The 19,528-nt window shown below is 49.3% G+C and carries 16 protein-coding genes and 1 pseudogene; 4 read left to right on the top strand and 13 right to left on the bottom strand.

What is annotated here, in order from left to right:
• Nucleotides 1–269: 269 nt before the first annotated feature.
• On the top strand, nucleotides 270–986 hold the full coding sequence (locus HMPREF9473_RS17215; RefSeq protein WP_006781462.1) for a LytR/AlgR family response regulator transcription factor: 717 nt from the start codon (nucleotides 270–272) through the stop codon (nucleotides 984–986).
• On the top strand, nucleotides 983–2,293 hold the full coding sequence (locus tag HMPREF9473_RS17210) for an ATP-binding protein (RefSeq protein WP_006781461.1): 1,311 nt from the start codon (nucleotides 983–985) through the stop codon (nucleotides 2,291–2,293). Before HMPREF9473_RS17215 ends, HMPREF9473_RS17210 begins: the two co-directional genes overlap by 4 nt.
• Here HMPREF9473_RS17210 and HMPREF9473_RS17205 read toward each other — a convergent pair.
• From HMPREF9473_RS17205 to HMPREF9473_RS17180, 6 genes are all read right to left on the bottom strand, one after another.
• Complete coding sequence (locus HMPREF9473_RS17205) at nucleotides 2,262–4,754, bottom strand: beta-glucosidase family protein (protein ID WP_006781460.1); 2,493 nt, start codon at nucleotides 4,752–4,754, stop codon at nucleotides 2,262–2,264. The two genes, HMPREF9473_RS17210 and HMPREF9473_RS17205, sit on opposite strands and share 32 nt — an antisense overlap.
• On the bottom strand, nucleotides 4,754–5,356 hold the full coding sequence (locus HMPREF9473_RS17200) for a hypothetical protein (RefSeq protein ID WP_006781459.1): 603 nt from the start codon (nucleotides 5,354–5,356) through the stop codon (nucleotides 4,754–4,756). Before HMPREF9473_RS17200 ends, HMPREF9473_RS17205 begins: the two co-directional genes overlap by 1 nt.
• 23 nt (nucleotides 5,357–5,379) lie before the next feature.
• Nucleotides 5,380–8,277: a glycoside hydrolase family 3 protein gene (locus HMPREF9473_RS17195; RefSeq protein ID WP_006781458.1), complete on the bottom strand. Its 2,898-nt coding sequence runs from the start codon at nucleotides 8,275–8,277 to the stop codon at nucleotides 5,380–5,382.
• A 147-nt stretch (nucleotides 8,278–8,424) separates the two neighbouring features.
• Complete coding sequence (locus HMPREF9473_RS17190) at nucleotides 8,425–9,318, bottom strand: hypothetical protein (protein ID WP_006781457.1); 894 nt, start codon at nucleotides 9,316–9,318, stop codon at nucleotides 8,425–8,427.
• 154 nt (nucleotides 9,319–9,472) lie between these two features.
• The gene (locus HMPREF9473_RS17185; protein WP_006781456.1) at nucleotides 9,473–9,760 is read right to left on the bottom strand and encodes a helix-turn-helix domain-containing protein; all 288 of its coding nucleotides are present in this window, start codon (nucleotides 9,758–9,760) and stop codon (nucleotides 9,473–9,475) included.
• Between the two features lie 130 nt (nucleotides 9,761–9,890).
• Nucleotides 9,891–10,157, bottom strand: coding sequence for a helix-turn-helix domain-containing protein (locus tag HMPREF9473_RS17180; RefSeq protein WP_006781455.1), 267 nt, complete (start codon nucleotides 10,155–10,157; stop codon nucleotides 9,891–9,893).
• Between the two features lie 139 nt (nucleotides 10,158–10,296).
• On the opposite strand from HMPREF9473_RS17180, the gene HMPREF9473_RS17175 reads away from it, so the two are divergent.
• Nucleotides 10,297–10,935 (top strand): hypothetical protein, encoded by a 639-nt coding sequence (locus HMPREF9473_RS17175; protein ID WP_034859585.1) that lies wholly within the window; start codon nucleotides 10,297–10,299, stop codon nucleotides 10,933–10,935.
• Between the two features lie 117 nt (nucleotides 10,936–11,052).
• Here HMPREF9473_RS17175 and HMPREF9473_RS17170 read toward each other — a convergent pair.
• Nucleotides 11,053–11,683: pseudogene (locus HMPREF9473_RS17170) on the bottom strand (CatA-like O-acetyltransferase).
• 181 nt (nucleotides 11,684–11,864) lie between these two features.
• Here HMPREF9473_RS17170 and HMPREF9473_RS17165 point away from each other — a divergent pair.
• Nucleotides 11,865–12,461 (top strand): uracil-DNA glycosylase family protein, encoded by a 597-nt coding sequence (locus HMPREF9473_RS17165; protein ID WP_006781451.1) that lies wholly within the window; start codon nucleotides 11,865–11,867, stop codon nucleotides 12,459–12,461.
• 45 nt (nucleotides 12,462–12,506) lie between these two features.
• Here the strand turns inward: HMPREF9473_RS17165 and HMPREF9473_RS17160 are convergent, their stop codons facing one another.
• The 6 genes from HMPREF9473_RS17160 to HMPREF9473_RS17135 all read right to left on the bottom strand — a co-directional run bounded on the left by HMPREF9473_RS17160 (nucleotide 12,507) and on the right by HMPREF9473_RS17135 (nucleotide 19,253).
• Nucleotides 12,507–13,517: a LacI family DNA-binding transcriptional regulator gene (locus HMPREF9473_RS17160; RefSeq protein ID WP_006781450.1), complete on the bottom strand. Its 1,011-nt coding sequence runs from the start codon at nucleotides 13,515–13,517 to the stop codon at nucleotides 12,507–12,509.
• Between the two features lie 83 nt (nucleotides 13,518–13,600).
• Nucleotides 13,601–14,518 (bottom strand): cupin domain-containing protein, encoded by a 918-nt coding sequence (locus tag HMPREF9473_RS26420; RefSeq protein ID WP_006781449.1) that lies wholly within the window; start codon nucleotides 14,516–14,518, stop codon nucleotides 13,601–13,603.
• Nucleotides 14,508–15,542, bottom strand: a complete 1,035-nt coding sequence (locus HMPREF9473_RS17150; protein WP_006781448.1) for an ABC transporter permease — start codon at nucleotides 15,540–15,542, stop codon at nucleotides 14,508–14,510. Before HMPREF9473_RS17150 ends, HMPREF9473_RS26420 begins: the two co-directional genes overlap by 11 nt.
• Nucleotides 15,539–16,543, bottom strand: a complete 1,005-nt coding sequence (locus HMPREF9473_RS17145) for an ABC transporter permease (protein WP_006781447.1) — start codon at nucleotides 16,541–16,543, stop codon at nucleotides 15,539–15,541. Before HMPREF9473_RS17145 ends, HMPREF9473_RS17150 begins: the two co-directional genes overlap by 4 nt.
• Nucleotides 16,544–16,559: 16 nt before the next feature.
• Nucleotides 16,560–18,047: a sugar ABC transporter ATP-binding protein gene (locus HMPREF9473_RS17140; protein ID WP_006781446.1), complete on the bottom strand. Its 1,488-nt coding sequence runs from the start codon at nucleotides 18,045–18,047 to the stop codon at nucleotides 16,560–16,562.
• 108 nt (nucleotides 18,048–18,155) lie between these two features.
• The gene (locus HMPREF9473_RS17135) at nucleotides 18,156–19,253 is read right to left on the bottom strand and encodes an autoinducer 2 ABC transporter substrate-binding protein (RefSeq protein WP_006781445.1); all 1,098 of its coding nucleotides are present in this window, start codon (nucleotides 19,251–19,253) and stop codon (nucleotides 18,156–18,158) included.
• Nucleotides 19,254–19,528: the final 275 nt, after the last annotated feature.

Raw genomic sequence — 19,528 nt, 5'->3', positions numbered from 1 at the left:
TTGCTGCATCTATTTGCCAAATAGTACGAACCTTTCCCTTATTACCATCAAATTAATAGTAATGCACAAAAACATTCTTGTCAAAGTACAAATTCATTATCCAATTATAAATAAGTAAATTGATTTCCATTCTTTAACCTCAAGCTAATTCTGTATATTCTATATGGTGGGGATATCCGAACCAAACATCCCTGCCTCTTAAGACTTGTTCTTTTTTTGCCAATCCATTATAATGAATTATCAGAGTTTTTTCAGGGGGTGCAAAAGATATGATTCGGATTGCAGTTGTCGAAGATGACAGAAATGACATGCAGATTCTGCGCGGCTATTTGAGCCGCTATGAACAGGAGAATTCCGCCCATTTTCAGGTTTCCACTTTTTCTGACGGTCTGGATATCGTCTCCGATTATAAGGCGGAGTATGACGTGATTCTCTTGGACATCCAGATGAAGCATCTGGACGGCATGAGCACTGCTGAAAAAATAAGGGCCCTGGATGAGGACGTGATATTTATCTTCATCACCTCCACGGTCCAGTTTGCAGTGCAGGGCTACACGGTGGATGCCCTGGGCTATGTGTTAAAACCGGTGCCCTACCTGGCCTTCTCACAGATTCTTGGGAAAGCGGTGCGGCAGGTCCAGAAAAAGCAGAGCAAATGCTATCTCACGCTGGACGTGGATGGCTGTCAGATGAAGCTGGACATGTCCCAGATTTTTTATGTGGAAAGCCAGAAGCACAACATTCTGGTCCATACGGAGAAGGGCAGCTACCGCACTGCCGGTCCCCTAAAGCGCATGGAGGAACTGCTGCTTCCCCAGGGCTTTGCCAAATGCCACAACGCCTATCTGGTGAACCTGCTTCACGTCACCGCCCTGATGCCAAACGTGGTACGTCTCTCAGACGGGACGGAGCTTTCCGTCAGCCGGGCACGCAAAAAGAGTTTTCTTGATTCCTTTACGGATTATGTGGGAGGGATACAGCGGTGAATATAACGAATTTGATTGACACCCCCAGGATATGCACGGCGTTGGCCGAATGGGCGGCATGTGTGACTTATATCATGATTCTTCGCAGAAAATGGTCCGGGTGGAAGCTGTATGGCGTTCTGGGAGGCATGCTGGCCTGGTTTCTGCTTTATCAGCATTTAGCGGGAATGGCGCCGCTGTTTCTGTGGATTCCCGGAATGCTGGGCGCTATTTTCTGTATGTATCTGTCCATTTACTTCACTTGTGACGTGTCACGGCAGGATGCGGGCTTTTGTTGCGTCCGGGCCTTCGTGCTGGCAGAGCTGGCCGCCTCCCTCCAATGGCAGCTCAATGTCTGGATGGTGATTCATTTCCAGCTTCAAAGCCTGATTCTGGCCGCGGTCATTATGCTGTTAGTCTACCTGCTCCTCTTCGCCGGCTACTGGTTTTTGGAACGGGAACACATTCCGAGGGATGAAAATTTAAACATAACCAACAAAGAGCTGTCCGGCGCCATCATCATCGCGCTGACGGCATTTATCATCAGTAACCTGAGTTTTGTGATGCCGGATACCCCGTTTTCCAGCGCAACCAGCTCCATCCTCTACGTCCGCACCCTGGTGGATTTCGGAGGACTTGTCATGCTGGTCACTCAGCTGGAGAAGCGGGAGGAACTGCGGATGCGGGGCGAAAACCAGCTGATGAACGTCATGCTGCAGCGCCAGTACGACCAGTACCGCATGTCCATCGACAATATCGAGCTGCTCCGCAGGGAATTTCATGACTTAAAGCACTACATGATTGCCATCCGCGCCGAGGAGGACCCCAAGAAGCGGGACCAGTATTTGGAGGAAATGGAGCAGGCCATCACGGCCCAGGAGGCCCTGACCAACACCGGCAACCGGGTGCTGGACGTGGTGTTGACCACCAAGAGCACCTACTGCTCCCAAAAGCAGATTACTTTCACCTGCATGGCGGACGGAAGCCTGATCTCCTTTATGCACGTAAAGGACATCTGCTCCATTTTCGGAAATGCTTTGGACAATGCCATCGAGTGCGTCTCCCAGTTTGACGACCCGGAGAAGCGCTTAGTCACCATGTCCATGTTCCGAAAGAACCAGTTTTTGATGATTCAATTTGAAAATTATACGGACACGACGCTGAAGCTTGGCTCCAACCATCTTCCACGCACCACCAAGGACAATACCCAGTATCACGGATACGGCTTAAAAAGCATTCAAGCCGCCGCACAAAAGTACGGCGGCTCTATGACCCTCCAGTCCAAAGACAACTGGTTTACTTTGTCGGTTCTGATACCGGTGGAGTAGCGAGCAGTTTCTTCTCGTATTCCTTGTTGTATTTTCTGTTGCGGAAGAAACCGCCGATGACGCGTCCCATTCCTCTGAAGAAATGTCCGTTCACCGCATCCGTCATGCCGTATGCCATCTCCATGCTGACCATGCCTCCGGTCATCTTGGCGATGGCCCGGAACGGGATGTTGTACTGGAACAGCAGATTTAAATCCGGCGTTCCCTTGGCTTCATTTTTTTCTACCCGGTTAGTCAGTACCCGGTATATAAATCTGGCAAGACCGCTCTTGGCATAATACATCTGGCAGACCGCGTCGTTGATTCCCAGCTCCCCGGACCATTTTCCGGACGTCACCGGATGTCCCAGCAGCGTCTCAAATTCCTCGGTCTCCACACTCTGAACCAGGCCGGTGCGGTAGGACGGAAGTTTTTCCATGTCGTAGGGCAATGGAGCGCCTGTCCCTGCCAGCGTGATGCTGCTGCTGAGCCGGATGTCCAGGACGCAGGAACCCACGAATATCCCATAGGTCCCGGCCTCTGTCTCCCACCGGTTCGTCTTTACATTCCAGTACCGGAATGTCTTATCATCAAAGGGAATGCTCACCCGCTGTTTCTCCCCTGCTTTTAAATAAACTTTCCGGAAGCCTTTCAGCTCCTTCTCCGGCCGGAACACTTTGCCATCCCAGCAGCCCACATACATCTGTGCCACCTCGGCGCCATCCCTCTTTCCGGTATTTTCCAAATCGAAGCTTGCGCCTTCTTCCGTCACCTCCAGATTGCTGTAAGCGAAGGAGGTGTAGGACAGACCATAGCCGAAGGGGTACTGCACCCGCACTCTGCTGGTGTCATAATACCGGTAACCCACATAGATGCCCTCGCGGTACTCCGAATTTCTCTCCACGCTGGGGAAGCAGCGCAGAGCCGGGGTATCCTCGTAGCGGATGGGATAGGTTTCGCTCAGTCTTCCTGAGGGGTTGACCTTCCCGGTCAGGACATCCAGGATGGCCCCGGCTCCCGCCTGGCCGCCTAAGTACCCGTGAAGGATAGCCTTGCAGCAGTAATGCCACGGCATCTCCACCGGGGAACCGGCGCTGATGACGCCCACGATATTGGGGTTCACCTTCACAAGCGATTCCAATAGTTCAATCTGATTTTGGGAAATCCGCATATGTTTGCGGTCCATTCCCTCCACTTCGCTGATTTCATCCAGGCCAAAGCAGTATACGACCACCTCTGCCTCCCGCGCTAAATCGAGGGCCGCTTTTACAAGGGCCTCATCCACTTTCCCGCCGCGCTGGTAGCCTGGAACGCAGCCGACCAGCTGGAACGGATAATCACCGGCCATCTGCTGGACGGTCTCCACCCGGATCGCGTTGACCATGGAAGAACCCGCTCCCTGGTATCTGGGGGTGATAGCAAAGTCACCGATGAACGCCACCTTGCAGTTCTCCTTGATTGGGAGTATCGGGTCCTGGTCCGGCAAATTTTTAAGGAGTATCATGCTCTCCGCCGCCGCTCTTCTCGCCAGGGCATGATGCGCGGCCTTGTCAAATTCGCCCGGAGTTTCCACCGTTTTCCCTTTTCCGCCTGCCGCGGCCCGTTCTTCGCGGTTGGCCGTCAAGGTAAGAACGGCGTCCAGCAAATCGTCCACACAGATATCCAGCTCCTCCATGGTCAGTTTTCCGTCTTCCAGGGCCGCAAGAATCTGTCTGGCGGAATCAAATCCCGGCGTGGGCATCTCCAGATTGGAGCGGTTTGCCACTCCACGCACGTGGTCGTTGGAGCCGCCCCAGTCCGTAATGACGATTCCCTCGTAGTTCCACTCATCCCGGAGTATCTCCTTTAAGAGATGCTCATTCTCGTTGGCATAGGTCCCGTTGACCTGGTTGTAGCTGGTCATCAGCGCCTTTGCCCCGCCTTCCTTCACGGCAATCTCAAACCCAGTCAGGTAGATTTCCCGCAGCGTCCGCTCATCCACCACGGAATCCATGGCCATCCTCCGCAGCTCCTGGCTGTTCACCGCGAAATGCTTTGGACAGGCGTAGACTCCCTGGCTCTGAATGCCTTTCACATAGGCCGCCGCCATTTTTCCGGAGAGATAGGGGTCCTCCGAAAAATATTCAAAATTTCGTCCACAGAGAGGGCTCCGCTTGATGTTCAGGCCGGGGCCAAGAAGCACGTCAACGCCCAGCGCCGCCGCTTCCTCCCCCAAAGCCTGCCCCACCTCTCTGGCCAGCTCCTCATCCCAGCTTCCGGCAACCGTGGCCGCCGTGGGAAAACAGGTTGCCGGCAGAGACGGATTCAACCCCAGGTGGTCGCCGGCGCCCGCCTGCTTGCGGACGCCGTGAGGGCCATCGGAACACAGGATGGAGGAAATTCCAAGGCGGGGGAAATCCCTGGTCTGCCACTCATTTTTCCCACTGAGGAAGGCCGCCTTCTCCTCCACAGTCATGTTCTTGATGATAGTTCCATGCTTCATTATGCCGTCTGCCCTTCCTTTTCTTTAAAGATGACTTTCAATATCGGATAAAATACCCAGAAAGAAATCACACAGTTAATCAGCATCGTGATAATATCGGCCACGGTCGTCCCCGCTCCGCTGCCCAGGCTGTTCATAAAGAACGTGTAAATCGGCGTCTTGTAAAGCCCCTGCAGCGCCGCGGCGCCCACGGAAATGATGACCCAGGCGATAAAGTACCATACCGCCGCCCTGACAACACTGGTGTTGGACTTGAATGTCACATTCCGCTGGAGGAAGAAGTTGATTACCTGGGCAATCAAAAGGGTAATCTCCACCGCCAGGAAGTAGGCAAGTCCGCCGCCTCCACCGGAGGCGATGTTCCCCGCCGCATAATCAAACACGTAGTAGATTCCACCGTCCAGGTTGTGCCCCACCGGGAGCACCTGAAAACTGGTGCTCACAAGGGGGGTGAATCCAAATAAGTATTTAATCAGCGGCATCAGAACCATCTGTAACACGGTCACGCCGTTACTGATTATAAAAAACACGATAAACTGAGCGATCTCCGGGTGTTTTGACTTAAACGTTCCCCAAAAACCCATATTTTTTGTCTTTTCCACTGCGCTGCTCCTCACATCCTAGATTACTGGTCCATGTCCTCTTTGTCAACCTGCGCGCCGGCTTCCACTCTTCTCTTTTTGAAGCGTTTCACCGCAACTGCTTCCAGCGCCAAAAGTCCGGCTGCCAAAACCACGTCTATCACAATGGCCATCACCTGCCATGCCATAAGTCCGGTCTGTAAATTCTCCGGCGCATAAGCCCGGCTGTTGACTACCGTGTACATCACATTCTTACATGCCTGGCGCATTGCCTGAACACCGGTTGCGCTCTTGGTGTCCTTCACATGGTTTGTCTCCGTGTCATAGGCCACCAGCATAGCGTCCGTACCGTTTCGGATAGCCTGGTCGGAACTCATATAGCCGTAAACGCCAAAGTAATCTGTCAGCACAAATCCCTTGAAGCCCCACTCATCCCGGAGCACCGTGTTGCACAGCTCGGAGGAGCCGCCTGCCCATCTGGTTCCGATGTAGTTGAAGGAGGACATGATGGCTTTTGCTTTGCCTTCTTTTACGGCAATCTCAAATGGCTTTAAATAAATCTCGCGGATTGCCTGCTCATTGGTCCATGTACACAGCATACTGCAGCGGTTCGTCTCCTGGTCGTTCAGCGCAAAATGCTTGAGGTAGGCGTACACACCATACTGCTCCGCTCCGATCACCGCTTTTGCCGCAATTTTGCCGGACAGCACGCCGTCCTCAGAATAATACTCAAAGTTTCTTCCTGCAAATGCCGAGCGGTGGATATTCATAGCCGGTGCATACCAGCCGGATACTCCCATCTCGTCCGCCATTTTACCAATGCTTGCGCCAAATGCCTCTGCGATATCCTCATTCCAGGTGCAGGCAATCATAACAGCCGACGGGAATCCGATAGAGCCGGTTCCGGTAAAGTTGTTGTTGATGGAGGCCGGGCCGTCGCAGTCGATGGTCTGAACCTTCCCTACGCTTCCTGCCGCAGCGGTCTGATAGCCGCCTAAGGCAATCACGGTGTCCATATCACTGATGGTCATATTATCAAGCAGGTTCTCCCACTGCGGGTCATCGTATCCGGCCCCACGCAGGTCGGCCAGTTTCACCGAATTCTTTGCGCCAGTCTTCGGCATCTCATCTTCCGCCCGGTTGTAATCGTCCGGATGGTAGTTGCTGTTATTGATAAATGTGGCTTTCACATCTTCTTTCATGGTCAGGCTGGCTGGAGCCGTGGTTGCCTCCTGATAATTGGCAAATCCGTCCGCACGGGAGAGATAAGTCACCTCGCCTGCCGCATAGTCAAATACGTTGCTCACGGTCATCGCATCACTGGAACGTCCTTGTTCTCCGGTATAGCTTACTGTGGAGTCTACGGTATAAGTCCGCTCCGCCAGCACGTTGTGGGAATCACGGTTGATGCTGATGTGATAATCGCCTGCCTCCAAAACATAGCCTTTTGCGTCTTTGTAATCATAGGAAGCCATATCCTCAGCTGCAAAGGAGATGGTGAGAACCTGGGATTCGCCCGGATTCAGGATATCGGTCTTGTCAAAGGCTATGAGATTTGCCGAAGCCTTCTCAATTCCACCGTCTGTGTAAGGCGGGTTATAGTAGACCTGCACCACATCTTTTCCAGCGATATCACCGGTGTTGGTCACCGTGACGTCAAAGGTAATCTGGCCATTGTTCTCAGCGATGTCACCCATTTCCTGGCTGAAGGAAGTGTAGGACAGACCGTGTCCAAACGGGTAAAGCACGGTTTCATCATAATTAATCAGTCCCTCTGCCGCTGCTGTCTCGTAGAAGCGGTATCCTACATAGATGCCCTCCACGTAGTTGACGAAGGACGGCCATGTGATCTCCTCCTTGCCGGTAAATCCGGTCTGGCTGACCTTGAACTCTTCCATATTGTCATAAATGAAACTGCCAAAGTTATTGGCGGTCGGTGTGGCGGTTAAGTCCATCACGAAAGTGTCGCTGGTCTTGCCGGATGGATTGACCTGTCCACTGAGAATCTCACCCAGTCCTTCAAAGCCGGACTGACCGGTTCCCGGACACCATACCACACTCTTAATCTGCTCGTAATCATTTACAAAACCAAGTTCCATGGCATTGGCGCCGTTGTATACCACGACAACCTTGTCAAAGTTTTCACATACCAGGTCTAACATGTCTCTCTCGGTTCTGTTAAGCTGGAGAAAATGCTCTCCCGGCTCAAAATCCTGATAGTCCGCGGAGTTGTTCTGGTATGTCACCTGGCTCACATCCGTGGGTAAATCCGCGCCTTCCCCGCCAACTCTGGTAATCACCACCATAGCCGTGTCGGAAAATGCTTTCGCATTGTTGATTAAATCCGCGCTGTAGGAAGCCGCTGTCGGCTCCGGCAGGGTCCAGTCCTGCTCCCACATGCCCACGACCGGACGGTCTGCGCGATATGTAGTATAGAAATCGGAAAGCTCTTTGTTGAGCGTAAAGCCGGCGTGCTCCAGACCCTGAAGCAGACTCACCGTCTCATAGGCATCAGATAAGGAGCCGGAACCGGTCCCGCCGTAGCAGGGGTTGGTGGATGCCCAGCCAAACACGTTTAAGTTTCCACCCGCGATAGGAAGCGTATTTCCCTCATTCTTTAAAAGCACGATGCCTTCCTCGGCTATCTCCGTACACAGAGCCGTCGCCTCATCGGATGTCTCCTCCGTGATGGTTCCGTTGCCGGTTGCCAGTGAAATCAAGCTGGACATAGGTCCCCAGCAAATCATATTCACTACCACAACCAGTGCCAGCAGGATAGCGATTCCCGCCTGCGCCCGTATCAGTTTCCTTTTTGCGCTCTCCATCTTTCTCACTGCGATGATTGCGATGATTGCAAGCACCAGTACGACGGCAAAGCCGATGAGATATGGTTTGCATGTGTTGAGTACATTTACCACATCTGCCATGTTAATTGCTAACATAGTATTACCCTCCCTTGTATGATTTAAGTGAGCTAACCTTATCATAATTCCATGGAAAATGGTGGATTCTTGCACAACATGCACAGATGGACGCACAATTGGCAGGTCTATATACGTGTGAAATTTGTATATAAACCTGCCATTGTTTTACTCTGTCTGCATCACCTTTACCGATAATGTCATTTTATAATTCTTTCCTTTTTTGTTCTCCAATCGCAGTTCATTGGTTCCCTTTGGCAGTTTTACTTCCTGCTCGAAGCTGTCCTTCCACCGAAAACTGCCCATGGCGAAACTGTCTCCCTCATAGTCTATGACGTCTACGGTCTGTCCATCCGCGGTTCGATAGTACAGATGAAAGCCGTGGAATGTCATACTGCTCTCCTCATTCTGGTTGGTGACATCGATGATCAGTTTCACGGTTACGTTTGAGTCCTCAGCCATCTCGGTGCTCAATACGGTGTATTCGTCCTCCTCGCTGGTGTAGGTGGCTAATGTGTCATTTAACAGGTCTCCGCTGTCCCCGGTATCGCTGGCGCTGCCGCTCTCCGGCGCCTGGACGTCTCCCGTTTTCGCCTCGGTCCAGCTTGTCACATTGAGATGATCGAATTTATTCCATTCTATATTACTTGCTGCGAGTTTCATTTTAAATGCCAGGGACTCCCCACGGAATTCCAGATGGCCTTTTCCCTCATCAATCCGAAGGCTTGTGTCAACGGTCAGCTTTCTCTTCCCGGACACATCCTCATCCAATACCACAGTCTCCACGTCATCGGAATTGACATACACCAGCTGTAAATTATCCGAACCGGAAATGTCTTTCAATTCTCCGTACAGGTGAAAACTGGTCTTTTCCAATGCCGTGAAATACAGAACCATAATCGAATCCTCCACGTGCACGCTGCCGGATATCTTATAGTCGCCGTCCATCTGGCCCGCTTCATAGTTGTTATAATAACTGCCCGCCATAAACTCGGAGCTGCTGCATCCGGTCATACAGAGGCACAGCAGCAGACTGCTCACAAAAATGATTGCTCTTTTCATAGTGAATCTCCTCTCCACCCTAGGGAATTCTTCCCTCTCTATACTTTAACGAGATTCACCGGAATTTTTCTTCAAGTTCCCACAATTTCCCTTCCAGTCGAATATCCGGCTTAAGAATTCAGAAGAACGTTACAAATTAAGCCAAAATACAACGTCATTTCGTTACATGGGATGGATTCGCGTAATTCTCAAATTCATCATAAAACTTTTGCAGCATTTCCTTTACGTCCGCTCCCAGCACATAACAAAAACAGACCAGCTCGTAATCGGTCACAATGCGCTCATTGTTTTCGATTTTACTAATCATTTGCTGGTCCATATTAACATCAAGGGTCTGCATCCTTGCCGCCAGTTCGCTCTGCGACAAATGTTTTTCTTTCCGCAAATCCCGCAGACGCTCACCAATTATATTTTTCTTATTTCCAAAAATTATTTTTCTCATATTTTTTCCACGCTAAAGAGACGTATTTTCTTGACTTTAACATGAAATAAGGATTATAATACGTTACATAAACGTAAAGCAGATGATATTCCAACAAAGAAAAAGTACATGAAATGATTTGTCGTTGCTATCAATGTTTCATTTTCAAATTATCATAAAAATCTTTCAGCATTTCATTTACGTCTACATCCAGCACACGACAAAAACAAGCTAACTCATAATCTGTCACAATACGAGCATTATTTTCTATTTTACTAATCATTTGCTGGTCTATGTTAATATCAAGCGTTTGCATTTTAGCCGCCAGTTCATATTGCGTTAAATTTCTTTTTATTCTTATGGATTTTAACTTTTTATTGATTATATTTTTATCATTGCCAAAGGTTATTTTTTTCATACTCTATCCTTAAGTTTATGTAGTGTACCTTGACCCTATCATAAATAATGCGGCATTTTACGTTACATTAACGTACCATGTGGTTAGACTAATAAAAAATTTAAGAGCTTTGATGATTGGTTCTGAAGAGAAAGGAAATATGATGACATATACTGAATTTATAAAAAATCACAAAACGCATTATGAAATTGTGAAATTAAAACAACAAGGGAAAACTTATAAGGAAATAGCATACGACACAAATCTCAGTGCCGGTCGAGTTATACAAAAATATTATCAATTTTTATATAAATTGAATAAATGCTACTGCTGCTATCTTAATAGCATTAAAATTGAAATAAACTTATATGATATCATGAATTTCTATGAAAATCCGGCTCTTTCCGCCGCTTATTTAGAAGAAAACTATCAAGCGTATTTAAACACATTCAGAGTTGGTGAACCGGTTATGTTTGGATATTACAAAGATTTTCCTGATTACAGGAAATTATCAGATGCTCAAATTTTAACTCTTGAAAAACAAATCTTGGAAGCAAAAGAATGTCAAAATAAAACCTTTACAGTTATTGGAAAAGAATTAGATTTATCAAAAGAAAAAGCGAAATGCATATATGACCACTATTATCGAAAAAAAGTTTTGTCAGCAATTGATAGGATACAACCGATGGTCAATTTTTCTTACTCAGGATATGTGTTCCATTACTCTCATACAGAGCGCAAAAGATGGCAGCTTATCCTTAGTGAGTATGCTGAATTACTACAAGACTTAATGGATTAAAAGAAAATATTTAATTGAGAATATCTCGGCAGAAACAAAATATTCCTTCCGAGAAAACCTTAGCACTACAATCCCGTCGACCAACCGGGCAGCAACAATGGTTGGCAGCAGTGAACTCTAATACTCATCCAAATAAGTCTGTAACCCCTCCGCAAACTTTCCAACATGAATTCCGTCGACGAAGGAATGGTGGGCCTGGACGGAGATTGGCATGAGTATTCTTCCGTCTTTTTCATAATATTTCCCCCAGTCAAACAGAGGCGTCGCGTTATCCTTTTTGCCTGAATTGGTGTGGGAAATGTGGGTATAGGTTATCCATGGCATGGGGGAACATTGGAAGACATCGTTTCCCAGGGGGCCTGTAAAATACTCCTTTTGCTCTTCTGCTGTTTTGGATGCCGTTTCTACATATTCCTGAATGCTGTCCATCATAGGAACATTTACCACTTTGAACAATTCCGTATCCCGATTGAGGTAGGTAAATGCGGTATCAATCCTGTCAAACACCACAATCTTCCCGTCCAGAAAACGGTACCGGAAAGTCTCAATTTCATTGGCACATCTGCATACGGCATACACCATGGCAAGCGTGAAGGAAAATTTCTGTTCCCTCGTTTTTTTGCAGAAAATTTGTGACATCAACTTCAAACGTGACACAGAACGCCGGTTCCACACTGTTTCTAAACACCATACAGTGCATGGCCCTCTCCCAGTTTTTTTCGTCTACGATCCGATACGGATTTGCCATAAGAAAACCTCCTCCATTTTCCACTATTTTGATAAGTATATCATCGAATCATTCCAAAAGCCAGAGCCGTTAAATGCTTAATACTTCCACATTTACAGATAAATTTCTTCAAACCCGACACCCAGTTGTCATGATTCCTATGATATAATATGAAAAAACTATCACAGAGGAGTGCAGCCATATGAATATCAAACAAACGCTGGAAAATGCCGTCGGTACCTCGGAGGATATCCGCCTCAATGACATCGATATCGACCCATCCACCATAAAAGCCATTCTGATCAATGAAGTCGTCCCCTCCGATGCCAGCCAGGATTTCTACGGCGTCCCCGGCGCCAATTACCTAAAGACAACTATCCCTCTGATGCAGGGGGCCGGGGCCCAGGTTACTTCGATTCAGGACATCCTGCAGCTGGGAATCTATATCACAAATGCGGTAAAAACTCCCAAAACCGACTATGCCATTGATAAAAGCAGCATCGAAAAAAGTCTCCCCTACCTGGAACAGGAACTTGCTCTCTTTCCAAATGTAAAGGTCATCATGCTCATGGGCGATGTCGCCAAAAAAGCCTTCAACATGATTACCAAAAAAACGGCAAAGAAAAATGTCGTCCCCGCCATCTCCACCTACAAACTGCGAAACAGCCAGCTCTACTACGGCGATATTCGTATCATGCCATCCTACATCATGACCGGTGGCAATATCCTGATTGAAAAGTCAAAAGTAACCATGGCCACCGAGGATATCGCGGGTATGCTGGAGATCATTAAATCATAACAAAACCACCTCGAAGCACCCACTGCTTCGAGGCGGTTTTCATTTTCAGATATCCGTCAAATCACGTACACTCTTCCGCTCCACCAGGTTCACTCCAATCTGGTTATGAACGGAGTAATCATTTTCATCCTCCTCAATCTTCTCCACCAGCCGTCTCACCGCAATCTGGCCGATTTTTTCATTTTGGATATTGATGGAGGTCAGCGGCGGCTCTAGATACTGGTCAATGGGCATATTATCAAAGCCGATGATGGAAATGTCTTTGCCCACCTGATACCCTGACTGCTTAAAGGCATTCATGATGCCAATCGCCATCACATCATTGGACACAATCAGAATGGACGGCCAGTCCTTCTCCTCCTTCAAAAGCTCCAGCATATCCTGGCAGACCCCCTCGGTGGAACACCTGGTCTCGTAGACATATTTGGACTGGTAAGGCAGGCCCGCCCGGCGCAGCCCCTGTTTGTAGCCCTCGTATCGCTCCTGGAAGTTGTGAAGTTTTGTCCTGCTGCCCACAAACCCAATCTTCCGGTGTCCCTTGCGGCAGGCGTAGGCAACCGCCTGGATGATCCCGTCCACATTGTCCATCAGGACGCAGTCTAAATTGCGGCCCGCAAACCAGTTGTCCAGAATGACAAGCGGTTTCTCCCATTTCTGGTAATAGGCTAAATCCGCCCCGTTCATCTCCGTAGCCAGCAGCAGGATGCCCTTAATTTCCTCCATGTTCACATTTCCCATAAACTCCTCGATGGGCAGGCTCGGCTCATAGTGGACAATATTCACGTAATATCCCAGCGCGTCCGCCTGCTTCTGGATGGCATCCATCACAGTCACGAAGAAATGAGTCTCCGCAATCACATTTCCGTGCTTTTTGTGGATGGAGAACAGCAGACTGCCCTTTTTATGCTCCGCTTCCTCCTCTTTTTTTGGGGCCGCGTACTTCAGCTCCAGGATTTTCTTTTTGGTGGACTCACTCACACCGCCCTTGTTGTTCAGCGCCATGGAAACGGCGGCTGGAGATATGTTCAGAATCTGCGCAATCTCTTTATTTCTCATAAATTTCCCTCTACCGGCCCCATCTCCGTCAGCCCTCACCGCCTCCGGAATATGGAAATATTTTCCATTTCATCATACACAACTTAAAGATTTTTTGCAATGGCAAATATTGCTCTGGCACCCACCGTACCGTAGTTGATCAGTTGATACTTCATGCCTGCCGGAATATACAATCCCTCATAATGTTTCAAAATGTAGGTCTCCCTGGTGTCCGTCAAATAAACCGTCATAGGGCCTTCCATTCCAAGCAGAAACGCCTCACTGCCGTGGCACAGTATCTCCGAATGTCTGGCCACCACGCCGCCTGCCGGGACAATATACTCTCCCATGTGAAGAAAATCGTTGCTCACCGCAAACTTCATCAGCACCGGTCTTGTATCCCCCGCAATCACCTTCAGCTTCTTCTGCTCCGTAATGTGATAAATCAGCTGTTTTTCCCGCAAAACCTCTCCCGGCGCCGGCCATACTCCCAGATGGTCCACCGTCCCGTAAACCTGGGGCTCGTCCCAGTCCCCAATCCGTTCCGGCACCTCGTCCCTGTTATAATGGAAAATCCGCTTCGCCCCATTGACATCCGTGGGAAATTCCTGGGACTCCACAATTTTCGGCGCGATAACCGCCAAAACCTTCACTGCCTTTTCACCGAAGTTATAAGCCGAATGCAGCGTCCCCTTCGGAATCAGCAGCGCCTCCCCCTCTTTCACTTCAATGCACTGGCCCGTAGCCGGATTGAACTGGGTAATTACCCCCTCCAGCACAAAATACGCCTCATCCCCCGGATGATAATCCGGCGGGTTGAAAAATCCCCCCGGCCCAATCTCCATACTGCACACCGTCAGGGAATCCGTGCTCAAATACATGTAATTCAAATCGCTGTAATCCAGCCCAAAATCGGGATAAATAAACTGCCCGATATTGCTGGCATCCATATAGATAGGAGTATCCTTCTCCTCCTCCGTAAACGGATGGTTTCCAAAAACCGCTTTTGCCTTATGATTCATGTCCTATACCCTTTCTGCAAACTCTTGCCGTTAATTTTTTCACATATTCCCTGATTGGAAATGTATTGGTGATGATCATGGACAGCAGCAGCGCTCCGTAAATCAACTGTTTGAAATAGCTGCTCACATTCATCATATTCAGCCCGCTGGAGAGCAGCTGGAGCGTGAACACCGCCATCACAATCCCCGTCACCTTCCCTTTTCCGCCTTTGGGGTCCACACCGCCCATGATAGCCACCAGCATACTCTGGATAATGTAGTTGCTCCCGTAATCCGCATTGGCCGAGTTGGTCCTTGCCAGAATGATAAATCCTGCCGTCGCCGCCAGAATTCCGCTCAACATATACGAGAGAATAACCATCTTCCGATTGTCCGCCCCGGAAAATTCCGCCGCCTTGGCATTAGTCCCTATCATATACAGCTTGATGCCGAAGGAACATTTCTGGATTAGAAATATAAGCAGAAGCACCACCAGAAGAAACAACACCGCCGGTATGGGCAGAAAACCAAACAGATAACCGTTGCCCAGCTGATTGAGCTGCTCCGGGAAGGAATACAGGGACGTCCCCCTGGTGACCACAATCCCGATACCGGCAAACAGCTGCATGGTCCCAAGAGTGGTCAGAATCGGTGGAATCCCAATCCCGGCAATGCAGAGTCCATTAAACAGCCCTGCCGCCATCCCTGTCACCAGCGCGATTAAAAATGCTGCCAGAATCACCAGCCATAGCTTAAAACCATCCGCATTTCCCGCCATTTTCAAAATAAATGTTCCGGATAAAATGGCTGCCAGATTCCCCACGCTGACGATAGACAAGTCACAGCCTCCCGTCATCATGGCCAGCGCCATGGCGATGGCGAAAATACCAAACTCAGGGAATTGAAACGCCATGGATTTAAAATTCTTCACCGTAAAAAATACTCCCGGCATCAGAAAACTCATCACAACCAGCACAGCCGCGATAATGATAAACAGCTTCGCCACCGTCGCATCCCCAGTCCTTTTTAACTTCCACTGCTTCATGCGGCCACGCCTCCTTCCACCCGGTGTTTTCCGTTCTGCACCTTCCGTCTGTTTTGTATCGTGGTCAGCGCGATGCTGACAATAATGAGAATCCCCAGCACTGCCCTCTGCCAGTAGGTGGAAATCCCAATTAAAATCAGAGAGTTACTGATAATGGTGATGGTAAACACCCCCATCAGCGTCCCCCTGATTGTCCCTCTTCCTCCGGTAATGCTGGTTCCTCCCAGCACCACCGCCGCAATCACAGACAACTCCGTGCCAAGCACGTCAAAAGGGTTAGAGGTTCTCATCAGGCAGGTATGGATCAGCCCGCCGGCTCCCGCCACAGCTCCCACAAAGCTATACAAAAAATACTGAATCAACGCCACGGAAAATCCAATCCGTCTCGCTGACACCATACTGCCGCCCACCGCGTAGATTCCCCGGCCCAGCACGGTGTACTGCATGATGAAATATACCAGCGCCGCCAGCCCGGCCAAAAACAGCAGACTGACCGGCAGGGAAGAATTTCCCACCTGCCCCTGCACGGTAATGAGGTTTGTTTTTGCAAACCTGGTAAAACATTTCGGCAGGTTCATAATGGCGTTGGAACCGATAAATGTCAGCAGAATACCGCTAAACAGGTTCTGGGTCCCAATCGTCGCGATAAATGTGGGGATTCTCATATGGTGGACCAAAAACGCATTGAACGTCCCAAGCACGGCCCCAATCCCCATGGATACCAGAAACGGCCAGACGATACCGCCCTCATAACCGATTCCATTGAATATCCTTGTGGTAGAATACATGGCAAATGCCGCTATCGCCGGAAAGGACACATCAATCCCCCCGGATATCATCACCATCATAGCTCCCACCGCAAAAATGCCTGTCACAATGCTGCTCCGTATCATATCAATAAAATTGCCAACCGTCAGGAAATTGGGATTGATGACACTGATGATGGCAATGACCAGCACCATAACGATGCAAAGCACCCCTTCATTGTTGATTTTCTTCATGTTTCCCTCCCCTTCGTCAGCAAATCAGCTCCGTGTAAAGTGATTCCTCCGTAAAGTCCTCGCTCTGATACTCCCCCTGTATCCGCCCATTTTTTATCATGAGGAAACGCCGGCAGTTCACCAGAATTTCGTTGGAATCATCAGAGATTAAAATGACGCCGATCCCCTGTGCCGCCACCTGCTGCATCAGCCGGCTGATATCCATCTTGGAACCGATGTCGACGCCCACGGTGGGACAGTTGAGAATCATGATGGCCGGCTCCGTGGCCAGCCCCTTTGCCAGCACCACCTTCTGTTGATTACCGCCGGAGAGTGTATCCACCGGATTCTCAGGGTTGTCAGTCTTTACCTTCAGTCTCTCCACCCACTCCTTCACACTGTTCTCCACCAGCTTCCAGTTCATCACGCCGCCCCGGCTGCTTACCTTCCACAGGGAGCTGATCATCATGTTTCTGGAAATGGACTGGGGCAGAAACAGTCCTTCTGTCAGCCGGTCCTCAGGTATGTAGGCAATCTTATGGCGCAGGCCGTCCTGCACATTTTTGATTCGAACGGTCTTTCCCTTGATTTGAATCTCGCCACGTTCCGCCGGTGTTATCCCGTAGATGGCCTGAGCCAGTTCCGTTCTTCCGGAGCCCAAAAGTCCTGTGATTCCAAGAACCTCGCCGGGATACAGTTCAAAATTGATATCCTCAAAACAATTTTTTAACCCCAGTCCATGCACCGTCATGATGGGTTCCGTCCCTGTCATACCGGAGGCCAGGGATTTATCGTTGTACTCTTTTCCGGTCATGTAGTAGACCAGTTTTTTCTTGTCAAACTTCCCGATGTCATCCTCAATCACGCTCTTTCCGTTGCTTAAGACCGAGACGCGGTCGCAGATTCGAAAGATCTCATCCAGCTTGTGGCTGACGAAAACGATAGCGATCCCTTTTTCCTTCAGGCTCTCAATCACCTTGAAGAGTTCCTTCACCTCCCGGTTGGTCAACGCCGATGTCGGCTCATCCAGAATCAAAATTCTGGCATCGTTGACGATGGCTCTGGCGATGGCTACCAACTGTTTATCCGCCACGGAAAGCTCCTCCACCTTGGCAGTCAGCGGGATGTCGGCTCCTATCTGGTTTAGCGCAGACTCCGCTGTCTCCTTCATAATGCCGCGGCTCACCAGCTTTCTGCGGTTGACTAATAGCTTGTTCAACCCGATATTTTCATAGACGGTGAGATTGGGGAAAATGGAGAAATCCTGGTATACCACCTGGATGCCGGCTTTGATCGCTTCCCGCAGGTCCATTTTCTCATATTCTCTGCCGTCCATGATGATGGTGCCGCCATCCGGAGTATAAAAGCCAGATATGATTTTAATCAGGGTGGATTTCCCACAGCCGTTCTCTCCTGCCAGGCAGAGTACCTGTCCCGGATATATTTTCATATTGATATTTGTTAATGCATTCACTCCGCCGAAAGATTTGTTGATTCCTCTCAGCTCCAATAAACATTCGGACATCCTATCCTCTTCTTCCTGTTATCCTGTTTTTAATGCGTCCGGTTACCGGGCGGCCACTGGTTAACTGCCTGGGCCGCCGGATTCCGGAATTAATCTGATGATTCGATCTTAGAATGGATAATCGGCCATATTTTCCTTCGTTGCGGACAGCGTATCACTGCCGTAAACCACATTACCGTTCAGGGTTATGGACTCATATCCGGTATAGCCTAAATCGGTTCCCGTCTTGATTTCCTCTCCCCTTAAAGCCATGAGGGCAACTTTGTTCAGCGCGTAGCCGGCTCCTGCCGGGTCCCAGAAGGTGGTAGTGGTCAGGGCGCCGCTCTCCAGATATGGCCCGGAGACGGAAACGATGCAGGTTCCCACCGCATTTACTTTTCCAGCCAGTCCCATTTCCTCGATGGCAAGTCCTACGCCCTGGGTGCCGGACATGGAGGATACCAGGATACCGCTTAAGTCCGGGTAGGTCTTGACAAGCTCCTGGAACTTGTCGTAGCCGGTCTGGGAGTTATCATTTTCTTCGATTTTATCGGCAACAAGTGTCATATCGGGGTAGGCTTCCTTCTGTCTGGCTACGGCCGCGTCCATCCACTCGTTGTGTGATTTGGAGGTCAGGAAACCGACCGTGGTAGCGTACTCCCCTTTCTTGCCCATGGACTCCGCAAGCAGGTCCATCATGTAGGTGCCGTAGGCGGCATTGTCAAATGCTTCCACATCGTAATCCACATTTTCCATGCCGGCGGCCTCATGGGATATGACTATAATGCCGGCTTCCCTCGCCTTTTTGCACACGGGTTCCAGAGCTTCCACGGACACTGGCACCACAGTGATGGCATCCACGCCCTGGGCTATTAAGTCCTCCATGATTTTGACTTGAAGTGCGGCATCCGCCGTCTCCGGACCTACCATAAAGCAGTCCACACCGCCTTCCTTGTTCATGACATCCAGTCCGAGCTGCTGTCTCTGATACCAGGCGGTGCCCAGCTGTTTTACAAGATTGGCTACCCGGTAGGTCTTCTCCCCCTGGGCCGCGGCTTCCGATGTCTCCGCCGTGGAAGCATCTCCACTCTTCTCCCCTGTGGCAGCCGGAGCAGCCGTTGTCTCCTTTGGCGCCTCCGTGGCCGCTTCTTTCGCCGTACTGCCGCACCCGGCGAGCATCATACCGGCCATCGTCCCCACCAACAGTAACGAAATAACTTTTTTCATATTGCCTCTCCTTTCGACTTCTGCCCCTTAATTTGATTTTTAATTCCTTTGCAGTGTTGTCTGTAATTAACTAAATTTCAGATTAGTTAATATTTCAGTTTTTCAAATTAAGTTATTGTTTGTTGTTTGTCATCTAAAGAGTAACACATATGTGCAATAAGTTCAATATTCTTTTGTTTTTATTATTTATCTTTGTCATTGTTACACATTTTTAGTTAACTATTTTTGAACTTATCGCCCAAAATAAGTTAACTTTTTGATTAATTAATTAACTT

The sequence above is a fragment of the Hungatella hathewayi WAL-18680 genome, from assembly GCF_000235505.1.
GTDB classification, from domain to species: domain Bacteria; phylum Bacillota; class Clostridia; order Lachnospirales; family Lachnospiraceae; genus Hungatella_A; species Hungatella_A hathewayi_A.
Note: the sequence above shows the minus strand (reverse complement) of the source record. Positions and strands in the feature narration are given on the sequence as shown.

What these genes read in the sequence shown, in the direction of transcription:
- HMPREF9473_RS17215 (WP_006781462.1), top strand. Translation starts at nt 270, where the DNA reads ATGATTCGGATTGCAGTTGTCGAAGATGACAGAAATGACATGCAGATT.
- HMPREF9473_RS17205 (WP_006781460.1), bottom strand. Translation starts at nt 4,754, where the DNA reads ATGAAGCATGGAACTATCATCAAGAACATGACTGTGGAGGAGAAGGCG.
- HMPREF9473_RS17195 (WP_006781458.1), bottom strand. Translation starts at nt 8,277, where the DNA reads ATGTTAGCAATTAACATGGCAGATGTGGTAAATGTACTCAACACATGC.
- HMPREF9473_RS17190 (WP_006781457.1), bottom strand. Translation starts at nt 9,318, where the DNA reads ATGAAAAGAGCAATCATTTTTGTGAGCAGTCTGCTGCTGTGCCTCTGT.
- HMPREF9473_RS17185 (WP_006781456.1), bottom strand. Translation starts at nt 9,760, where the DNA reads ATGAGAAAAATAATTTTTGGAAATAAGAAAAATATAATTGGTGAGCGT.
- HMPREF9473_RS17180 (WP_006781455.1), bottom strand. Translation starts at nt 10,157, where the DNA reads ATGAAAAAAATAACCTTTGGCAATGATAAAAATATAATCAATAAAAAG.
- HMPREF9473_RS17175 (WP_034859585.1), top strand. Translation starts at nt 10,297, where the DNA reads ATGATGACATATACTGAATTTATAAAAAATCACAAAACGCATTATGAA.
- HMPREF9473_RS17165 (WP_006781451.1), top strand. Translation starts at nt 11,865, where the DNA reads ATGAATATCAAACAAACGCTGGAAAATGCCGTCGGTACCTCGGAGGAT.
- HMPREF9473_RS17160 (WP_006781450.1), bottom strand. Translation starts at nt 13,517, where the DNA reads ATGAGAAATAAAGAGATTGCGCAGATTCTGAACATATCTCCAGCCGCC.
- HMPREF9473_RS26420 (WP_006781449.1), bottom strand. Translation starts at nt 14,518, where the DNA reads ATGAATCATAAGGCAAAAGCGGTTTTTGGAAACCATCCGTTTACGGAG.
- HMPREF9473_RS17150 (WP_006781448.1), bottom strand. Translation starts at nt 15,542, where the DNA reads ATGAAGCAGTGGAAGTTAAAAAGGACTGGGGATGCGACGGTGGCGAAG.
- HMPREF9473_RS17145 (WP_006781447.1), bottom strand. Translation starts at nt 16,543, where the DNA reads ATGAAGAAAATCAACAATGAAGGGGTGCTTTGCATCGTTATGGTGCTG.
- HMPREF9473_RS17140 (WP_006781446.1), bottom strand. Translation starts at nt 18,047, where the DNA reads ATGTCCGAATGTTTATTGGAGCTGAGAGGAATCAACAAATCTTTCGGC.
- HMPREF9473_RS17135 (WP_006781445.1), bottom strand. Translation starts at nt 19,253, where the DNA reads ATGAAAAAAGTTATTTCGTTACTGTTGGTGGGGACGATGGCCGGTATG.